Origin of the sequence: Pseudomonas sp. LG1E9 (genome assembly GCF_003290225.1) — a bacterium.
Taxonomy (GTDB): Bacteria; Pseudomonadota; Gammaproteobacteria; order Pseudomonadales; family Pseudomonadaceae; genus Aquipseudomonas; species Aquipseudomonas cyclaminis.
Map to the genome: position 1 here is coordinate 2,483,555 of NZ_CP029983.1, position 16,299 is coordinate 2,499,853.

Annotated in this window: 14 protein-coding genes; 8 read left to right on the forward strand and 6 right to left on the reverse strand. The window is 61.7% G+C overall.

The window, feature by feature from the left end; genetic code table 11:
• Nucleotides 1–136: 136 nt before the first annotated feature.
• Together DNK50_RS11715 and DNK50_RS11720 are read right to left on the reverse strand one after the other, a co-directional pair.
• Nucleotides 137–1,063, reverse strand: a complete 927-nt coding sequence (locus DNK50_RS11715; RefSeq protein WP_112194132.1) for a proline iminopeptidase-family hydrolase — start codon at nucleotides 1,061–1,063, stop codon at nucleotides 137–139.
• A gap of 93 nt (nucleotides 1,064–1,156) precedes the next feature.
• Nucleotides 1,157–1,921, reverse strand: coding sequence for a LuxR family transcriptional regulator (locus DNK50_RS11720; protein ID WP_112194134.1), 765 nt, complete (start codon nucleotides 1,919–1,921; stop codon nucleotides 1,157–1,159).
• Between the two features lie 183 nt (nucleotides 1,922–2,104).
• Here DNK50_RS11720 and DNK50_RS11725 point away from each other — a divergent pair, with 183 nt between their 5' ends.
• The 6 genes from DNK50_RS11725 to DNK50_RS11750 are packed head-to-tail and all read left to right on the forward strand — an operon-like array spanning nucleotide 2,105 to nucleotide 8,268.
• On the forward strand, nucleotides 2,105–2,992 hold the full coding sequence (locus DNK50_RS11725; RefSeq protein WP_099587349.1) for a proline iminopeptidase-family hydrolase: 888 nt from the start codon (nucleotides 2,105–2,107) through the stop codon (nucleotides 2,990–2,992).
• 3 nt (nucleotides 2,993–2,995) lie between these two features.
• Nucleotides 2,996–3,943, forward strand: a complete 948-nt coding sequence (locus DNK50_RS11730) for an ABC transporter permease (RefSeq protein WP_032888892.1) — start codon at nucleotides 2,996–2,998, stop codon at nucleotides 3,941–3,943.
• Nucleotides 3,940–4,797, forward strand: coding sequence for an ABC transporter permease (locus DNK50_RS11735; protein ID WP_099587347.1), 858 nt, complete (start codon nucleotides 3,940–3,942; stop codon nucleotides 4,795–4,797). The genes DNK50_RS11730 and DNK50_RS11735 overlap by 4 nt, the downstream gene beginning before the upstream one ends.
• Nucleotides 4,794–5,750 carry an ABC transporter ATP-binding protein gene (locus DNK50_RS11740; protein WP_112194136.1) on the forward strand — a complete coding sequence of 319 codons (957 nt, stop codon included), beginning with the start codon at nucleotides 4,794–4,796 and terminating at the stop codon, nucleotides 5,748–5,750. The genes DNK50_RS11735 and DNK50_RS11740 overlap by 4 nt, the downstream gene beginning before the upstream one ends.
• Nucleotides 5,747–6,718, forward strand: a complete 972-nt coding sequence (locus DNK50_RS11745; protein WP_112194138.1) for an ABC transporter ATP-binding protein — start codon at nucleotides 5,747–5,749, stop codon at nucleotides 6,716–6,718. The genes DNK50_RS11740 and DNK50_RS11745 overlap by 4 nt, the downstream gene beginning before the upstream one ends.
• A 35-nt stretch (nucleotides 6,719–6,753) precedes the next feature.
• Nucleotides 6,754–8,268 carry an ABC transporter substrate-binding protein gene (locus DNK50_RS11750; protein ID WP_112194140.1) on the forward strand — a complete coding sequence of 505 codons (1,515 nt, stop codon included), beginning with the start codon at nucleotides 6,754–6,756 and terminating at the stop codon, nucleotides 8,266–8,268.
• Between the two features lie 71 nt (nucleotides 8,269–8,339).
• On the opposite strand, the gene DNK50_RS11755 is transcribed toward DNK50_RS11750, so the two are convergent.
• The 4 genes from DNK50_RS11755 to DNK50_RS11770 all read right to left on the reverse strand — a co-directional run bounded on the left by DNK50_RS11755 (nucleotide 8,340) and on the right by DNK50_RS11770 (nucleotide 12,030).
• Nucleotides 8,340–9,080 (reverse strand): YciK family oxidoreductase, encoded by a 741-nt coding sequence (locus tag DNK50_RS11755; protein ID WP_112194142.1) that lies wholly within the window; start codon nucleotides 9,078–9,080, stop codon nucleotides 8,340–8,342.
• 179 nt (nucleotides 9,081–9,259) lie between these two features.
• On the reverse strand, nucleotides 9,260–9,931 hold the full coding sequence (mupP, locus tag DNK50_RS11760; RefSeq protein ID WP_112194144.1) for an N-acetylmuramic acid 6-phosphate phosphatase MupP: 672 nt from the start codon (nucleotides 9,929–9,931) through the stop codon (nucleotides 9,260–9,262).
• Nucleotides 9,932–9,935: 4 nt separating this feature from the next.
• Nucleotides 9,936–10,634 carry a bifunctional 2-polyprenyl-6-hydroxyphenol methylase/3-demethylubiquinol 3-O-methyltransferase UbiG gene (ubiG, locus tag DNK50_RS11765; RefSeq protein ID WP_112194146.1) on the reverse strand — a complete coding sequence of 233 codons (699 nt, stop codon included), beginning with the start codon at nucleotides 10,632–10,634 and terminating at the stop codon, nucleotides 9,936–9,938.
• Nucleotides 10,635–10,698: 64 nt separating this feature from the next.
• Nucleotides 10,699–12,030, reverse strand: coding sequence for a TRZ/ATZ family hydrolase (locus DNK50_RS11770; RefSeq protein WP_112194148.1), 1,332 nt, complete (start codon nucleotides 12,028–12,030; stop codon nucleotides 10,699–10,701).
• Between the two features lie 109 nt (nucleotides 12,031–12,139).
• On the opposite strand from DNK50_RS11770, the gene mtnA reads away from it, so the two are divergent.
• Nucleotides 12,140–13,210: an S-methyl-5-thioribose-1-phosphate isomerase gene (mtnA, locus tag DNK50_RS11775; RefSeq protein ID WP_112194150.1), complete on the forward strand. Its 1,071-nt coding sequence runs from the start codon at nucleotides 12,140–12,142 to the stop codon at nucleotides 13,208–13,210.
• A gap of 424 nt (nucleotides 13,211–13,634) precedes the next feature.
• Complete coding sequence (gyrA, locus tag DNK50_RS11780) at nucleotides 13,635–16,295, forward strand: DNA gyrase subunit A (RefSeq protein WP_099587338.1); 2,661 nt, start codon at nucleotides 13,635–13,637, stop codon at nucleotides 16,293–16,295.
• The last annotated feature ends 4 nt before the right edge of the window (nucleotides 16,296–16,299 follow it).

The following is a 16,299-nucleotide window of genomic DNA, read 5'->3' on the forward strand; positions in this document are numbered from 1 at the left end:
GCCGAGCCTTGGCGAGGCTGCGTAGCGGGCGTATTGACACTCCGCGATCTGCGGGGCGCCCAACGCAGCCTCGCTTGCGCTCGACAGCTGCTACCGGGCGAAACGGGCGCTTGCCCGGTGAGCGTCAAGACGGTATCTACGCAATTTTAAGCACTTTATTCGAACACGCCTCATCCAGAAACTTCACCACCGTCCCCATGCACGCCTGGCGTTCTTCCACATGGGGCATGTGGCTGGAGTCTTCGAACAGCGCCCAGCGCACATCCGCGATCTCATCCAGAAACGGCTTGACCGCCAGTGGCGTCGCCTCGTCATGTCGGCCGGAGATTACCAGGGTCGGCACGTTGATCGCGGACAGGCGGCCAATGGATTTCCAGTCCTTCAAACTGCCGATCACATGGAACTCGGTCGGGCCGCTCATGGCGTGATACACCGTGGGGTCTGAGTCGACCTGGGCGAAGGTGCGCGCCACTTCTTCCGGCCAAGGGTTCACGCGGCACACGTGCTGGTCATAGAACACCCGCGACGCGGCGAGGTATTCCGGATCCTGATAGGTGCCGGCGGCTTCGTGCTTGAGCAGGGTTTCGTGCACGCCTTGCGGCAGCAATTGGCGCAGGCGATTGGCTTCGCTGACCCAGGTGCGCATGCAGGTCGGTGAGTTGGCCGGGATAAACGCGCGCAGGCCCTTGGGTTGCAGGATCGCATGTTCACTGCCGAGCATGCCGCCCCAGGATTGGCCGAGGATCGCGTAGTTGTCGCTGATCTGCAGGTGGTCCAGCAGGTTATCCAGTTCTTTGAGGAACAGATCGACAGTCCAGAAGGACGGGTCTTTTTCAGGCAAATGCGTGGAGCGGCCGTTGCCCAGTTGGTCGTAGTGGATGACGGCGTGGCCGCTGGCCGCGACGTCCTTGAAGGCGTCAACATAATCATGGGTGCAGCCGGGGCCGCCGTGGATGACGACCAGCGGTGTACGGCCACTGGCCAGGTCGCCCGTTACGCGGTACCAGGTCTGGTAGTCGCCAAACGCGGCATACCCTTCGCGGATTTGTTCGATGAATTCCATTTCGTACCCTGCTCTGAAAAAAAGGATCAGGGACACGATAGTCTGCACATGAAATTTAGGTAACTAGCAAAACAGCTAGGTTTTGCCGATGGATCAATCTTCCAGCAGGCGGTAATGGGTGGCACGAACCACCGCCTGGACGCGGTTCTTTGCCCCCAGCTTATGCATTGCCGAGGCCAGATGCAGGGTGACCACCGCCAGCGAGCGGCTCAACTGAGTGGCGATCTCGGCCGCCGTCAGGCCGTCGGCGGCCCATTTCAGGCACTCGCGCTCGCGTTTGGTCAGGTGGATATGGGGGTAGGTGCGCAGTTCCTTGCTGAACAGCGGGTAGGCCGCTTCCTGCAATGCATGGGAAATCACACTGAAGTCCGACAGGGTCTGCTGTGCCTCCTGCAGCACGGTGCCGGCGCTACCGATGCGCAGGCCGGTCAGCGAAGCAAAACCGCCACGGGGCAGGTGGATCGGTACGCTGACGCCGCAGGTCAGTTGCTGGTCATGCAGGTAGGATGAAACCGGGGCGTGGCACGGATCGATGATTTTTTGCAGCGGGGTATCGGTCTTGGCTTCGTAGGACCACACGAACGGCGACACCGTGCTCAGGGCCAGATGTTGCACCGGATCGATCTGGTAAAACCCTTTGCTGCACCATAACGCGTGCCAGTCGGGCGGGGTATTGCGCAGTTCCAGCACCGAGGGGGTGATCAAGGCGCCGTCCTGGTCGATCGGCACGGGCGAGTAGTCGTAGACCAGCGCATCGAAACCCAGCTGTTGAGCGAGGATAAAGGCGTTGTCCATCTGCTCGTCCAGGCTCCTGCCCGGCATCAGACGTTTGTTGAAGGCAGTCAGCTTGGCCAGCATCCGTTCTGCTCCTGAATTCATTTGAATCTCGACTTGCTGCAAGTAGAATGCCACGCCCCGGCGAAGGACTGCCAGGCCAAACCTATAAGAACTACTAGGTTATGGACGCGCGGCATCCTCGGTAGTGTTGGCCTGGCAAACGGCCGCTACCCGCCAGGCCGATACAACACAAGGAATGTATGCATGTGGCGTGAAATTGCCCCCGACCAGCAGTACAACGTGCAAGTCGACGGCTATAACCTCGTGGTCTACAGCTTTGGCGAAGGCGATGAGGTGCTGTTGTGCCTCAACGGCGGGCCGGGCCTGCCGTGTGACTACTTGCGCGACGCCCATGGCTGGCTCAAGGCGCATAACCTGCGAGTGGTTGCATTCGACCAGCTTGGTACGGGCGCATCAGCCAGACCGACCGATGTTGGGCTGTGGGAAATCCGCCGTTATGTCGAAGAAGTCGAAACCGTGCGCCAGGCACTGGGCCTGGGCCGCGTGCATTTGCTCGGGCATTCCTGGGGCGGCTGGCTGGGCATTGAATACGCCATCCATTACCCCGACGCGCTGAAAAGCCTGATCCTGGAAAACACCGTCGGCGACATTCCGCACCTGTCCCAGGAACTGGAGCGCCTGCGCGGTGCCCTTGGCAGCGAAACCGTGGCCATGATGCAACGCCATGAAGCCATGGGCACCCTCGACCACCCGCAGTACCAGGCCGCGATCACGTTGCTCAACTATCGCCATGTGTGCCGCCTGGACGAATGGCCGGAGCCGGTCAAACGTTCCCTCGGCGACTGGAACATGGGCCCCTACGAAACCATGCAAGGCCCCAACGAATTCCTCTACGTCGGCAACCTCAAGGACTGGAACCGCATCCCCGAGATGGCCGATTTCACGATGCCGATCCTGATCACCACCGGCCAGCACGATGAGCTCACCCCGGCCTGCGCCATGCGCATGAAGATGGCGGCCAAGCACGCCGAACTGCACGTATTCCCCAACAGCAGCCATATGCCGTTCTACGAAGAACCCCAGGCATATTTCCCGGTGCTGCTGGACTTTCTCGCTCGCCACCGAGGCTGACGGATGAACCTGGCGCGCTACCGTTTTGTGCTGTCCCGGCCGCTGCAATTGCTGCCGGTGCTGTTTGGCATCAGCCTGATTACCTTTGTGCTGGTGCGCTCCATTCCCGGCGACCCCGCGCGAGCCTTGCTCGGCTCGCGCAGCACACCGGACGCGTTGCTGAAGATCCGCGCCCAGTACGGCCTTGATCAGCCGTTGTGGCTGCAATATTTCTACTTTCTCAAGAACCTGCTCAAGGGCGACCTCGGGCAATCGCTGCTGTACAAAGTCGACGCGCTGAAGCTGATCGTCACCCGTATCGAGCCGACCTTGGTGCTGGTACTCGGCAGCGTGGTGCTGGCGCTGCTGATCGCGGTGCCGCTGGCGACCTGGGCGGCGCGCAATAAAGGCGGTTGGGCGGACAACCTGATTCGCGTGTTCACCACGGTGGGCCTGGGCATGCCGGCGTTTTGGCTGGGCTTGATGCTGATCCTGCTGCTGAGTGTGAAATGGGGCCTGTTCCCCGTGTCCGGCTACGGTCGCACCTGGCTGGACAAGGCGCACCATATGGTCCTGCCGTGCCTGACCATCGCGCTGGCGCTGTCGGCGGTGCTGGTGCGCAACCTGCGGGCGAGCATGTTGATGGAGTTGCAGGCGGACCACGTCACCGCCGCCCGTGCGCGCGGGCTGTCGGAAGCCGCGGTGTTTCGCCGCCATGTGCTGCCCAACTCCCTGGTGCCGGCGGTCAATCTGCTGGCGGTGAACATCGGCTGGCTGATCAGCGGCACGGTGGTGATCGAAAGCCTGTTCGCCATTCCCGGTATCGGCCAGTTGTTGGTGCGCGGCATCTTTACCCGCGATTACATGGTGGTGCAGGGCGTGGCTATGGTGTTGGCCTGCGCCACGGTGGTGGTCAACTTCATCGCGGATGTGGCGACAGTGGCCCTCGACCCACGGGTGAAGATGCAATGAGCAGCCGCCCGATGATCGCCCCATGGCGCTTGCGCCTGCGTTTTGGTTTTCGCAATGGCCGGCTGACGGCCGCGTGGGGGCTGTTGATCCTGTTGATATGGTTGGCCCTGGCGCTGTTCGCGCCGTGGATCGCGCCGTTTGATCCGATTGCGCAGAACACCGATATCAGCTTGATCGGTCCCAGCCTGGCCCATCCATTTGGCACTGATAACTACGGTCGTGACATTCTTTCGAGGGTGATTTGGGGCGCACGCATCGACCTGCAACTGGCGATCATCGGGGTGATTTTCCCGTTCATGATTGGCACCTTTGTGGGCGCAGTCTCGGGTTATATCGGCGGGCGTTTCGACAGTGTTTGCATGCGAGTGATTGATGTGATCCTCGCGTTCCCCTTCCTGGTGCTGATGCTGGCGATCATGGCCATCCTCGGCCCTGGCTTGAAGAGCTTTTATATCGCCATGGCGCTGGTGGGGTGGGTTTCGTATGCGCGGCTGATCCGTTCGCAGATCCTGGTACTCAAGGAAAGCGACTTCGCCCTGGCGGGCAAGAGCCTGGGCTTTGGTCACGGGCGCATTCTGTTCCGGCATTTGCTGCCCAACGCGATGTTTGGCTCGATTGTGTTTTCCATGTCCGATGCGGTGCTGGTGCTGCTTAACGGCGCCGCCGTGAGCTACCTGGGCCTGGGCGTGCAGCCGCCGACGGCGGAGTGGGGCACGATGGTCGCCGAGGGCCAGGCCTTTATCACCACGGCCTGGTGGATCTGCACCTTTCCTGGGCTGGCCATCGTGACCCTGGCCATGGGCTTCAGCCTGCTGGCCGATGGCGTTGCCCAAGTGCTGGGGGATCGCGCATGAGTCTGCTGCAAGTGCGCGACCTCAGTGTTATCGCCAACAATGCCGGGCGTGATGTGACACTGGTCGATCGTGTGTCTTTCGACCTCGCCGAAGGCGAAATCCTGGGTCTGGTGGGCGAAAGCGGCTCTGGCAAAACCATGGCCTGTCGCGGCCTGATGCGCTTGCTGCCGTCGCCCAGCCTGCGGGTGCAGGGCGGTGCGGTGCGCCTTGCCGGCCAGGATCTGTTGCAACTGGATGACGCGGGCATGCGTGCCATACGCGGCGGGCAACTGGGCATGATTTTCCAGAACCCCAGCAGCCACCTCGACCCGTTGATGCGCATCGGCGAGCAGATCGCCGAGGGTATTCGCCTGCATCAGGGCGCGTCGAAAAAAGACGCCCGGCGACTGGCCATCGACGTGCTGCGCCAAGTGGGCATTCCCGATCCCTTGGCGCGGGTCGACAATTATCCTCACGAGTTTTCCGGCGGCATGCGCCAGCGCGCCATGATCGCCGTGGCCTTGGGCTGCAACCCCAAGGTGCTGATCGCCGACGAGCCGACTACCGCCCTGGATGTGACCGTGCAGGCGCAAATCCTGCGCCTGCTGCTGGACCTGCGCGACCAGCGTGGCCTGTCGATCATCATGATCACCCACGACCTGGGCGTGGTGGCGCAAACCTGTGATTCCATCGCGGTGATGTACGCCGGGCGCCTGTGCGAGCACGGCAGCAAGTACGACCTGCTGGCCCATCCGCAACATCCCTACACCGCTGGCCTGATCGACTGCCAGCCGGCCCACAGCAGCGGCCACGCCTTGTTGCGCACCATCCCCGGCCAGCCGCCGTTGCTGGATGCGTTGCCCGATGGCTGCCGGTTCAACCCGCGCTGTCCGCAGGTCGGCGCCTTATGTACCGAGTTGCTGCCCGAAGGCGCGCGCGTAGCCTGTCACTATCCGCTGGGAGAGCGTCCATGAGCCTGTTGCAGATCAAGGATCTGGAGGTGCGCTTCGCGGCGTCCGGCAGCGGTTTGTTTGGCCTGAACAAGCAGTGGGTGAGGGCGGTGAACGGTGTATCGCTGAACCTGGCGGCGGGCGAAACCCTGGGGTTGGTGGGCGAGTCCGGCAGCGGTAAAAGCACCCTCGGCCGGGCGATCCTGCACCTCAACCCGATCAGCGCCGGGCAGGTGTTGTTCGATGGCGTCGACATGGCCCATGGCAGTGCCATCGACATCGCCCGCCTGCGCCATGAAACGGCGATGATCTTCCAGGACCCCTATGCGGCGTTGAACCCGCGCCACACTATCGGCGAAACCATCGCTGAAGTGCTGCGGGTACAGCGCAAGGTTCCCGCCGAGCGCATCCCGGCGCGTGTCAACGAACTGCTTGATCTGGTCGGCTTGCGCCCCGAACTGGCCAATCGCAAGCCCGGTTCCCTCAGCGGCGGCCAATGCCAGCGGGTGGGCATTGCTCGCGCCCTGGCGGTAGAGCCGCGGTTGATCATCGCCGATGAGTGTGTGGCGGCGCTGGATGTGTCGATCCAGGGGCAGATCATCAACCTGCTGCTGGAACTGCAACAGCGCATGAACCTGGCCATCCTGTTTATCGCCCATGACCTGGCCATCGTGCGGCGCCTGTGCGACCGCGTGGCGGTGATGTACCTGGGCAAGATCGTCGAGGAAGGGCCGGTGGAGGCGGTGTTCAGCGCACCGCGCCATCCGTACACCGCGGCGTTGATCCAGGCGATCCCGGAGATCGATCCCCATCGACCGTTGCCTGCAGAACCTTTGCCCGGTGAGCCGCCGAGCCCACTGAGTTTACCCACCGGCTGTGCCTTTCACCCACGTTGCCGGTATGCGCGCGCGATGTGTTCCGTGGTGTTGCCGCCTACTCATTTCCTGCACGAGCATCGATACAGTTGCGTGCTTGAAGCACCTTTGCTTTGACCTTTCCCTGCCATTCATGAACAAGGAGTTATGACATGCAATCCCGTCACTTGAAGTTGCTCGCCGCCGCTACGCTTACGGCTTGGTCACTGACCGCTGGTTTGGCTCAGGCCGCTGGCGTGCTCACCATCGGCTGCCGTGAAGACAGCACCACCTTCGACCCGATCAAAAGTGCACAAAACCGCGACACCTGGGTGTTCGCCAACGTCTACGACACCCTGGTGCGCGTGGATAACCTGGGCACCAAAATGGAACCGGGCCTCGCCGAAAGCTGGGACATCTCCAAGGATGGCCTGACTTACACCTTCAAACTGCGCGATGCGAAATTCTCCGATGGCTCGGCGATCACCGCTGAAGACGCGGCGTTCAGCCTGTTGCGCATCCGCGATAACAAAGCCTCGTTGTGGGCCGATCCGTTCAACCTGATCAACACGGCCAAGGCCGCCGACGCGAAAACCCTGGTCGTCACCCTGAAGACGCCGGCCGTGGCTTTCCTCTCGCAACTGGCTTCGCCGACGGTCTCGGTCCTGTCGGAAAAAGCCATGACCAAAATGGGCGAAGACGCCTACTCGGAAAACCCGGTGACGTCCGGCGCGTTTACCGTGGAAGAGTGGCGCAAGGGTGATCGGGTGATTCTGAAGAAGAACCCGAACTTCTGGCAGGCCAAGAACGTCAGCCTGGATGGTGTGGAATGGGTCTCGGTGACCGACGACAACACGCGCATGCGCATGGTGCAGAACAACGAACTGGACACGGCGATCTTCGTGCCGTTCTCCCGTGTTGAAGAGCTCAAGAAAGACCAGAACGTGGTGATCCACGCCGACCCGTCCACCCGTGAAGATCACCTGTTGATCAACCACGCCCACGGCCTGCTGGCCAAGCCCGAAGTGCGTCAGGCGCTGGACATGGCCATCGACAAACAATCGCTGGTCAAGACCGCCACCTACGGTCAGGGCACCGTGGCTTATTCCTACATTCCAAAAGGCTCGCTGTACCACTACGCCAACAATCTGCAACGCCCGTACGACCCGACCGAAGCCAAGAAACTGCTGGCCGCTGCCGGTGCCAAGGATTTGAAGCTGAACTACGTGGTCAACGCGGGCAATGAGGCTGACGAGCAGATTGCGGTGATCATCAAGGACCAACTGGCCAAGGTGGGTGTGACGGCCAACCTGCAGAAGGTCGACCCGACCCAAAGCTGGCAGATGCTGGTGGACGGTGAGTACGATATTTCGGTGATGTACTGGACCAACGACATTCTCGACCCGGACCAGAAAACCACCTTCGTGCTGGGCCACGACACCAACCAGAACTACATGACCCGCTACAAGAACGACAAGGTCAAGGACCTCGTGGCCGCAGCGCGTATCGAGGCCGACCCGGCCAAGCGTGAGCAGATGTATGTTGAGCTGCAGAAACTGGCGAAACAGGATGTGAACTGGATCGACCTGTACTACAGCCCCTACATCAACATCTCTCGCAAGAACGTGAGCAACTTCCTGCAGAACCCGCTGGGGCGTTTCACGCTTGAAGAAGTGGTGAAGAACTAAGTTCTAGAGAACTGCAATACCAATGTGGGAGGGGGCCCCCTCCCACATTCAAATCCAGGGCGTGTCAGATGTTACTGCGCGTCAAACGCCTGCCCGTTGATGCCGGTACTGTCCGGCCCCATCAGGTACAGGTACACCGGCATGATCTCTTCCGGCGCCGGCCTTTCCATCGGGTTCTCCCCCGGATACGCCTGGGCCCGCATGCTGGTACGTGTGCCGCCGGGGTTGATGCTGTTGGCCCGCACCGCCGCCACATCTTCAAGCTCATCCGCCAAGGTCTGCATCAAGCCTTCAGTGGCAAACTTCGACACCCCGTAAGCGCCCCAGTACGCCCGGCCCTTGCGCCCGACGCTGCTGGAGGTGAACACCACCGACGCATCCTGGGACAGCTTGAGCAGCGGCAACAAGGTGCTGGTGAGCATGAACATCGCGTTGACGTTGATGTGCATCACCCGCATGAAGTTCTCACCGGACAACTGCTCGATGGGCGTGCGTGGGCCAATGATCGAGGCGTTGTGCAACAGGCCGTCGAGGTGGCCGAACTCCTTTTCGATCATCGCTGCCAGCTCATCGTACTGATGGGGCAGGGCGGTCTCCAGGTTGAATGGGATCACCACTGGCTGCGGCTGGCCGGCGGCTTCGATCTCGTCGTACACCTGGGCCAGGTTGGCTTCGGTCTTGCCCAGCAACAGCACGGTGGCGCCATGGGCGGCGTAGGTTTTCGCCGCCGCCGCGCCGATTCCGCGACCGGCGCCGGTCACCAGGATCACCCGGCCTTTGAGCAGTTCTGGGTGTGCGGAGTAATCAAACATAAATAGCCTCGACAGAATTCAGCAGCTTATGAACCCCAAATCTGAAAACACTGAAGATCCCCTGTGGGAGGGGGCTTGCCCCCGATGAGGGCCTGTCAGTAATAGAGGTGCGGGCTGGCACACCGCTATCGGGGGCAAGCCCCCTCCCACATTGCATCTTCATAGGGGGCGTTGAATAGTCAGCAACTGCACAGCGCGTTATCCAGCACCTTGCGCAGTTCCAGCGGGTGATCCACCACCACATCCGCTCCCCAATGGCGCGGGTTGTCGTCCGGGTGGATGTAGCCATAGGTCACCGCCGCCGTGCGTGTGCCGGCATCGCGGCCGGACTCGATGTCACGCAGGTCATCGCCCACGAACAACACGCTGGCCGGGTCCAGGCCGAGCATCTTGCACGCCAGGATCATCGGCTCCGGGTCCGGCTTGCTGTTTGTCACGTGGTCCGGACAGATCAGCAAGGCCGAGCGCTCGGCCAGGCCCAACTGCTGCATGATCGGTTCGGCGAAGCGCAGTGGCTTGTTGGTGACTACGCCCCAGACCAGCTTGGCCTTCTCGATGTCTGCCAGCAGCTCGGCCATGCCGTCGAACAGCTTGCTGTGCACCGCGCAGTCCTTCAGGTAGCGCTCCAGGAATTCCTGGCGCAGTTCCTCAAAACCCGGCGACTCCGGGTCCATCGAGAAGGTCACGGCGACCATCGCCCGCGCACCGCCGGAGATTTCATCGCGGATGTGCTGGTCGTTGATCGGTGGCAGGCCACGGTCGGCGCGCATGGCCTGGCAGATGGCGATAAAGTCCGGCGCGGTGTCCAGCAGGGTACCGTCCATGTCGAAGAGAACCGCTCGCAACTTCACAGGCTTACTCCTCGCGCAGGGTCTGGATCATGTAGTTGACGTCAACGTCGTTGGCCAGCTTGTAGTGCTTGGTCAGCGGGTTGTAGGTCAGGCCGATGATGTCCTTGACGGTCAGGCCGGCCTGGCGGCTCCACGCGCCCAGCTCGGACGGGCGGATGAATTTCTTGAAGTCATGGGTGCCGCGCGGCAGCAGCTTCATGATGTATTCGGCGCCGATGATCGCGAACAGGTAAGCCTTGGGGTTGCGGTTGATGGTGGAGAAGAACACCTGGCCGCCGGGCTTGACCATGCGGAAACAGGCGCGGATCACCGAGGACGGGTCCGGCACGTGCTCAAGCATCTCAAGGCAGGTGACCACGTCGAACTGCTCGGGCATCTCTTCAGCCAGGTCTTCGGCGGTGATCTGGCGGTATTCCACGCTCACGCCGGACTCCAACTGGTGCAACTGGGCCACGGCCAGCGGCGCTTCACCCATGTCGATGCCCATTACTGTGGCGCCGCGCTGGGCCATGGCTTCGCTGAGAATGCCGCCGCCGCAGCCGACGTCCAGCACCTTCTTGCCGGCCAGGTTGATGCGTTCGTCAATCCAGTTGACCCGCAGCGGGTTGATGTCGTGCAGGGGCTTGAACTCGCTTTCGCGGTCCCACCAGCGGTGGGCCAGGGCTTCAAACTTGGCGATTTCGGCGTGGTCGACGTTGCTCATGGTGCATCCTCTAAATCTGATAAATCGGTTTGTCGGTCCTGGACACGCGGGTCCAGGGCCGGCGTTATTCGGTGTGCCCGCTGATGCGTTTGCCCCAGGCAATGGCCGTGGCGGTCAACTGGTGTTCATCCATGCGGGTCAATTGCCGGTCGTCGAGCAACTGCTTGCCGGCGACCCAAACGTGTTTCACGCAATCGCGTCCGGTGGCATATATAAGCTGCGAGACCGGATCGTAGATCGGTTGTTGCGCCAGTCCTGACAGGTCGAACGCGACGATATCCGCTGCCTTGCCCACTTCCAGTGAGCCAATCTCGCTTTCCAGGCCCATGGCTCGCGCACCGTTGAGCGTAGCCATGCGCAGTGCACGGTGCGCGTCCAGGGCAGTCGCCGAGCCGGCGACCGCCTTGGCCAGCATCGCAGCGGTGCGGGTTTCACCCAACAAATCCAGGTCATTATTGCTGGCGGCGCCATCGGTGCCGATGGCCACATTGACCCCAGCCTGCCACAGACGCTCCACCGGGCAAAAGCCGCTGGCCAGTTTAAGGTTGGATTCCGGGCAATGGATGACGCTGGTGTTGCTTTCTACCAGTAAAGCCAGGTCGTCCTCGCTTATTTGGGTCATATGAACGGCCTGGAAGCGCGGACCGAGCAGCCCGAGGCGGCCCAGGCGTGCCAGCGGGCGTTCGCCGGTCTGTTCGACGGCTTGCTGCACCTCGAAGGCGGTCTCGTGCACATGCATATGGATTGCGGCGTCCAGCTCTTCGGCAATTACCCGGACCTTTTCAAGGTTGGCATCGCACACGGTATAGGGCGCGTGGGGGCCGAACGTGATCTTGATGCGCGGGTGGTGCTTGAGGTCGCCGAACAGCTCGATGCCCTGACGGATCGCCTCATCGGCGCTGCTGGCGCCGGGAATCGGGAAGTCGAGGATCGGAATTGCGATCTGTGCACGTATGCCGCTGTTGTGCACGCAATCGCTGGCGACTTTGGGGTAGAAGTACATGTCAGAGAAGCAGGTGATGCCGCCCTTCAGCTGTTCGGCGATGGCCAGGTCGGTGCCATCACGAACGAAGGCTTCATCGACCCACTTGGCCTCGGCGGGCCAGATGTGTTTTTCCAGCCAGGTCATCAGGGGCAGGTCATCGGCGAGGCCGCGAAACAGGCTCATCGCCGCGTGGCCGTGGGCGTTGATCAAGCCGGGGCTGAGCAGCATGCCCGGCAGTTCGCGCACTTCGCTGGCCGCCAGCTTCAACGCCGCGGCCCGTGGCCCGATAAAGGCAATGCGCCCATCGCGGATGCCCACGCCATGTTCCTTGAGCACCACGCCAGCAGGTTCGACAGGTACCAGCCAGGTTGGCAGTAGCAGTAAGTCGAGCGGGGCGGCAGTGGAGGTCATCGCAGGCTTCTTCCCGGGCAGCTATAAAAGAAGCGCGAAGTATACCCGAGCGTCCTGGCTGGCGGATCGCTATAATCGGCGGCTTTTGTTCATGAGTGCGGAGTAAGGGATGCGCGATCGACTGTTGGCAGCGGAGAAAGTGAAGGCCATCGATTGGCGTGATGGCACGCTGTACCTGCTCGATCAACGTGCCTTGCCCTCCCAGGAAACCTGGGTGGCCTGCTCCACCGTCGATGACGTCGCTGCCGCCATTCGCGCCATGGTCGTGCGCGGTGCGCCGGCCATCGGTATCAGTGCGGCCTATGGCCTGGTGCTGGCCGCCCGTGATCGCGTTGCCGAGGGCGGTGACTGGCAGGCCGCGTGGGAGGAAGACTACGCGCTGTTGGCCGATACGCGTCCCACTGCGGCGAACCTGTTCTGGGCCCTCAAACGCATGCGTGACCGCCTGGATCGCGTCAAGACACACGCTGACCCGCTGGCTGTCCTGGAAGCAGAGGCCATTGCAATCCATGAAAGTGATCGCGAAGCCAATCTGGTGATGGCCCAACTGGGCGTCGAGCGGATTCGCAAGCACCAAGGCAACGCCCAGGCGATCCTGACCCATGGCAACGCCGGCGCATTGGCGACGGGGGGTGTCGGCACGGCCCTCGGGGTGGTGCGTGCCGCCTTTCTTGAGGGGTTGGTCGAGCACGTCTATGCCAATGAAACCCGGCCCTGGCTGCAAGGTTCGCGGCTGACGGCCTGGGAGTTGGCGGGCGAGGGCATCCCGGTTTCGGTGAATGCTGATTCTGCGGGCGCACATATCCTCAAGACCAAAGGCGTGACCTGGGTAATCGTCGGGGCTGACTGCATTGCGGCCAATGGCGATGTGATCGGCCCGATCGGCACGTACCAGTTGGCGGTGTGCGCCATGCATCACGGCGTGCGCTTTATGGTGGTGGCGCCGAGTTCGACTCTGGATCTGATGATGGCCACTGGCGATGATGTTGCGTTGGAAGAACGTGATCCCGGCGAGTTGCTGGACGTGAAGGGTCAGCGCCTGGAAGTGGCTGCTTTTAATCCGGTATTTGATGTGACCCCGGCTGATCTTATTGATGTGATCGTGACCGAGAAGGGGGTTGTCGAGCGGCCGGATACAGCCAAACTGGCCAAGCTGATGTGCCGTAAGCGGTTGCATTGAGGGTCTTGGCGTCTGTGAAAATGCTATCGGGGGCAAGCCCCCTCCCACACTTGGATTGTGAGCACAGTCAAAATGTGGGAGGGGGCTTGCCCCCGATGGGTCTATAAAGTCAACAAAACCCTCGGATCCGATCTCAAAAAATGGCACCACCGCGCCTCTGAGCCCCTCTCGTCTCCCTCACGCCTGTCATCCGTCAAATTACTAGTCTCCATGCGCATCAGGGGGATAGGTGCGTGGCGGCGATTGTGATAACATCCGGCGGTTTCCAGGGCCGCCCCGAGGGGTTGCCTATAACGTGCAGATCCGTGTCATAACTCGTTGATTTGTCGTAAGTCGTTGTCAGGCACTCTGCCGGCAGCGGCGAGCTTCGTTCGTCCCATATGGATGTGACGAGGTTTCACCCGAAAAAGGAATCAGGCTTCTCATGGGCGAACTGGCCAAAGAAATCCTCCCGGTCAATATCGAAGACGAGCTGAAACAGTCCTACCTCGACTACGCGATGAGCGTAATTGTCGGTCGGGCACTGCCTGATGCGCGCGATGGCTTGAAGCCCGTGCACCGGCGTGTGCTGTTCGCGATGAGCGAGCTGGGTAACGACTGGAACAAGCCGTACAAGAAATCTGCCCGTGTTGTCGGTGACGTGATCGGTAAGTATCACCCTCACGGCGACACTGCGGTGTACGACACCATCGTTCGGATGGCCCAGCCGTTTTCCCTGCGCTACCTGCTGGTAGACGGCCAGGGTAACTTCGGTTCCGTCGACGGCGACAACGCCGCGGCCATGCGATACACCGAAGTGCGCATGACCAAGCTGGCGCACGAGCTGCTGGCCGACCTGCATAAAGAAACCGTGGACTGGGTGCCGAACTACGACGGCACCGAAATGATCCCGGCTGTCATGCCGACCCGTATTCCCAACCTGCTGGTCAACGGTTCCAGCGGTATCGCCGTGGGCATGGCGACCAACATCCCGCCGCACAACCTCGGTGAAGTCATCGACGGTTGCCTGGCCCTCATCGACAACCCCGAGCTGACCGTCGATGAGCTGATGCAGTACATCCCGGGTCCGGATTTCCCGACTGCCGCGATCATCAACGGTCGCGCCGGCATCATCGAAGCCTACCGCACCGGCCGTGGCCGCATTTACATGCGTGCCCGCTCGATGATCGAAGACATCGACAAGGTCGGTGGCCGCCAGCAGATCGTCATCACCGAACTCCCGTACCAGCTCAACAAGGCGCGCCTGATCGAGAAGATCGCCGAGCTGGTCAAAGAGAAGAAGCTGGAAGGCATCACCGAACTGCGCGACGAGTCCGACAAAGACGGTATGCGCGTGGTGATCGAGCTGCGTCGTGGTGAAGTGCCTGAGGTGATCCTCAACAACCTCTATGCCCAGACCCAGCTGCAAAGTGTGTTTGGTATCAACGTAGTTGCCCTGATCGATGGCCGCCCGCGCATCCTGAACCTCAAGGACCTGCTGGAAGCCTTCGTGCGTCACCGCCGCGAAGTGGTCACCCGCCGTACCGTGTTCGAACTGCGCAAGGCCCGCGAACGCGGCCACATCCTGGAAGGCCAGGCGGTTGCACTGTCGAACATCGACCCGGTTATCGCCCTGATCAAAGCTTCCCCGACCCCGTCGGAAGCAAAAGAAGCACTGATCAAGATGCCGTGGGAATCCAGCGCCGTAGTGGCCATGGTTGAACGTGCCGGTGCCGACTCGTGCCGTCCGGAGACGCTGGACCCGCAATACGGTCTGCGCGAAGGCAAGTATTTCCTGTCGCCGGAACAGGCCCAGGCCATTCTGGAACTGCGTCTGCACCGTCTGACCGGCCTGGAACACGAGAAACTTCTGGCCGAGTACCAGGAGATCCTCAACCAGATCGGCGAGCTGATCCGCATCCTCAACAGCGCCGTGCGCCTGATGGAAGTGATCCGCGAAGAGCTGGAAGTGATCCGCGCCGAATACGGCGATGTGCGTCGCACCGAAATTCTCGATGCCCGCCTCGACCTGACCCTGGGCGACATGATCCCGGAAGAAGAGCGCGTGGTGACCATCTCCCACGGCGGCTATGCCAAGACCCAGCCATTGGCTGCGTACCAGGCCCAGCGTCGTGGCGGTAAAGGTAAATCGGCTACTGGCGTGAAGGATGAGGACTACATCGCTCACCTGCTGGTCGCCAACAGCCATACCACGCTGCTGCTGTTCTCCAGCAAAGGCAAGGTGTACTGGCTCAAAACCTACGAAATCCCGGAAGCCTCCCGCGCCGCCCGTGGTCGTCCGCTGGTCAACCTGCTGCCGCTGGACAGTGATGAATACATCACCACCATGCTGCCGGTAGATGAATACACCGAAGGTCACTTCATCTTCATGGCGACTGCCAAAGGCACCGTGAAGAAGACCCCGCTGGAATCCTTCAGCCGCCAGCGCAGCGTGGGCCTGATCGCCCTGGAGCTGGACGAAGGCGACGTGCTGATCTCCGCCGCCATCACCGACGGCGAGCGTGAAGTCATGCTGTTCTCCGACGGCGGCAAGGTCACGCGCTTCAAGGAATCCGACGTGCGTGCCATGGGCCGTACCGCCCGCGGTGTGCGCGGCATGCGTCTGCCGGAAGGGCAGAAGCTGATTTCGATGCTGATCCCGGAAGAAGGCAGCCAGATCCTGACCGCTTCGGCGCGTGGCTATGGCAAGCGTACGGCCATCGGCGAGTTCCCGGAGTACAAGCGTGGCGGTCAGGGCGTTATCGCCATGGTCAGCAACGATCGCAACGGCCGTCTGGTCGGCGCGGTCCAGGTGCTCGACGGCGAGGAGATCATGCTGATTTCCGACCAGGGCACCCTGGTGCGTACCCGTGTGGCTGAAGTGTCGAGCCTGGGCCGTAACACCCAGGGCGTGACGCTGATCAAGCTGGCCAGCGACGAGACACTGGTTGGCCTGGAGCGTGTCCAGGAACCATCGGAAGTGGAAGGTGAAGAGCTGGACGAGGCCGATGCCGAGTTCGCACGTGAGGTAATGGCAAGCGGCGATGATATCGTCGACGAGCCAACCCTCGACGCTGCCGCAGACGAAGAAGAACCGCAGGAATAAGCGG

Coding starts and splice junctions, on each gene's coding strand:
- DNK50_RS11715 (WP_112194132.1), bottom strand. CDS start 1,063: ATGGAATTCATCGAACAAATCCGCGAAGGGTATGCCGCGTTTGGCGAC.
- DNK50_RS11720 (WP_112194134.1), bottom strand. CDS start 1,921: ATGCTGGCCAAGCTGACTGCCTTCAACAAACGTCTGATGCCGGGCAGG.
- DNK50_RS11725 (WP_099587349.1), top strand. CDS start 2,105: ATGTGGCGTGAAATTGCCCCCGACCAGCAGTACAACGTGCAAGTCGAC.
- DNK50_RS11730 (WP_032888892.1), top strand. CDS start 2,996: ATGAACCTGGCGCGCTACCGTTTTGTGCTGTCCCGGCCGCTGCAATTG.
- DNK50_RS11735 (WP_099587347.1), top strand. CDS start 3,940: ATGAGCAGCCGCCCGATGATCGCCCCATGGCGCTTGCGCCTGCGTTTT.
- DNK50_RS11740 (WP_112194136.1), top strand. CDS start 4,794: ATGAGTCTGCTGCAAGTGCGCGACCTCAGTGTTATCGCCAACAATGCC.
- DNK50_RS11745 (WP_112194138.1), top strand. CDS start 5,747: ATGAGCCTGTTGCAGATCAAGGATCTGGAGGTGCGCTTCGCGGCGTCC.
- DNK50_RS11750 (WP_112194140.1), top strand. CDS start 6,754: ATGCAATCCCGTCACTTGAAGTTGCTCGCCGCCGCTACGCTTACGGCT.
- DNK50_RS11755 (WP_112194142.1), bottom strand. CDS start 9,080: ATGTTTGATTACTCCGCACACCCAGAACTGCTCAAAGGCCGGGTGATC.
- ubiG (WP_112194146.1), bottom strand. CDS start 10,634: ATGAGCAACGTCGACCACGCCGAAATCGCCAAGTTTGAAGCCCTGGCC.
- DNK50_RS11770 (WP_112194148.1), bottom strand. CDS start 12,030: ATGACCTCCACTGCCGCCCCGCTCGACTTACTGCTACTGCCAACCTGG.
- mtnA (WP_112194150.1), top strand. CDS start 12,140: ATGCGCGATCGACTGTTGGCAGCGGAGAAAGTGAAGGCCATCGATTGG.
- gyrA (WP_099587338.1), top strand. CDS start 13,635: ATGGGCGAACTGGCCAAAGAAATCCTCCCGGTCAATATCGAAGACGAG.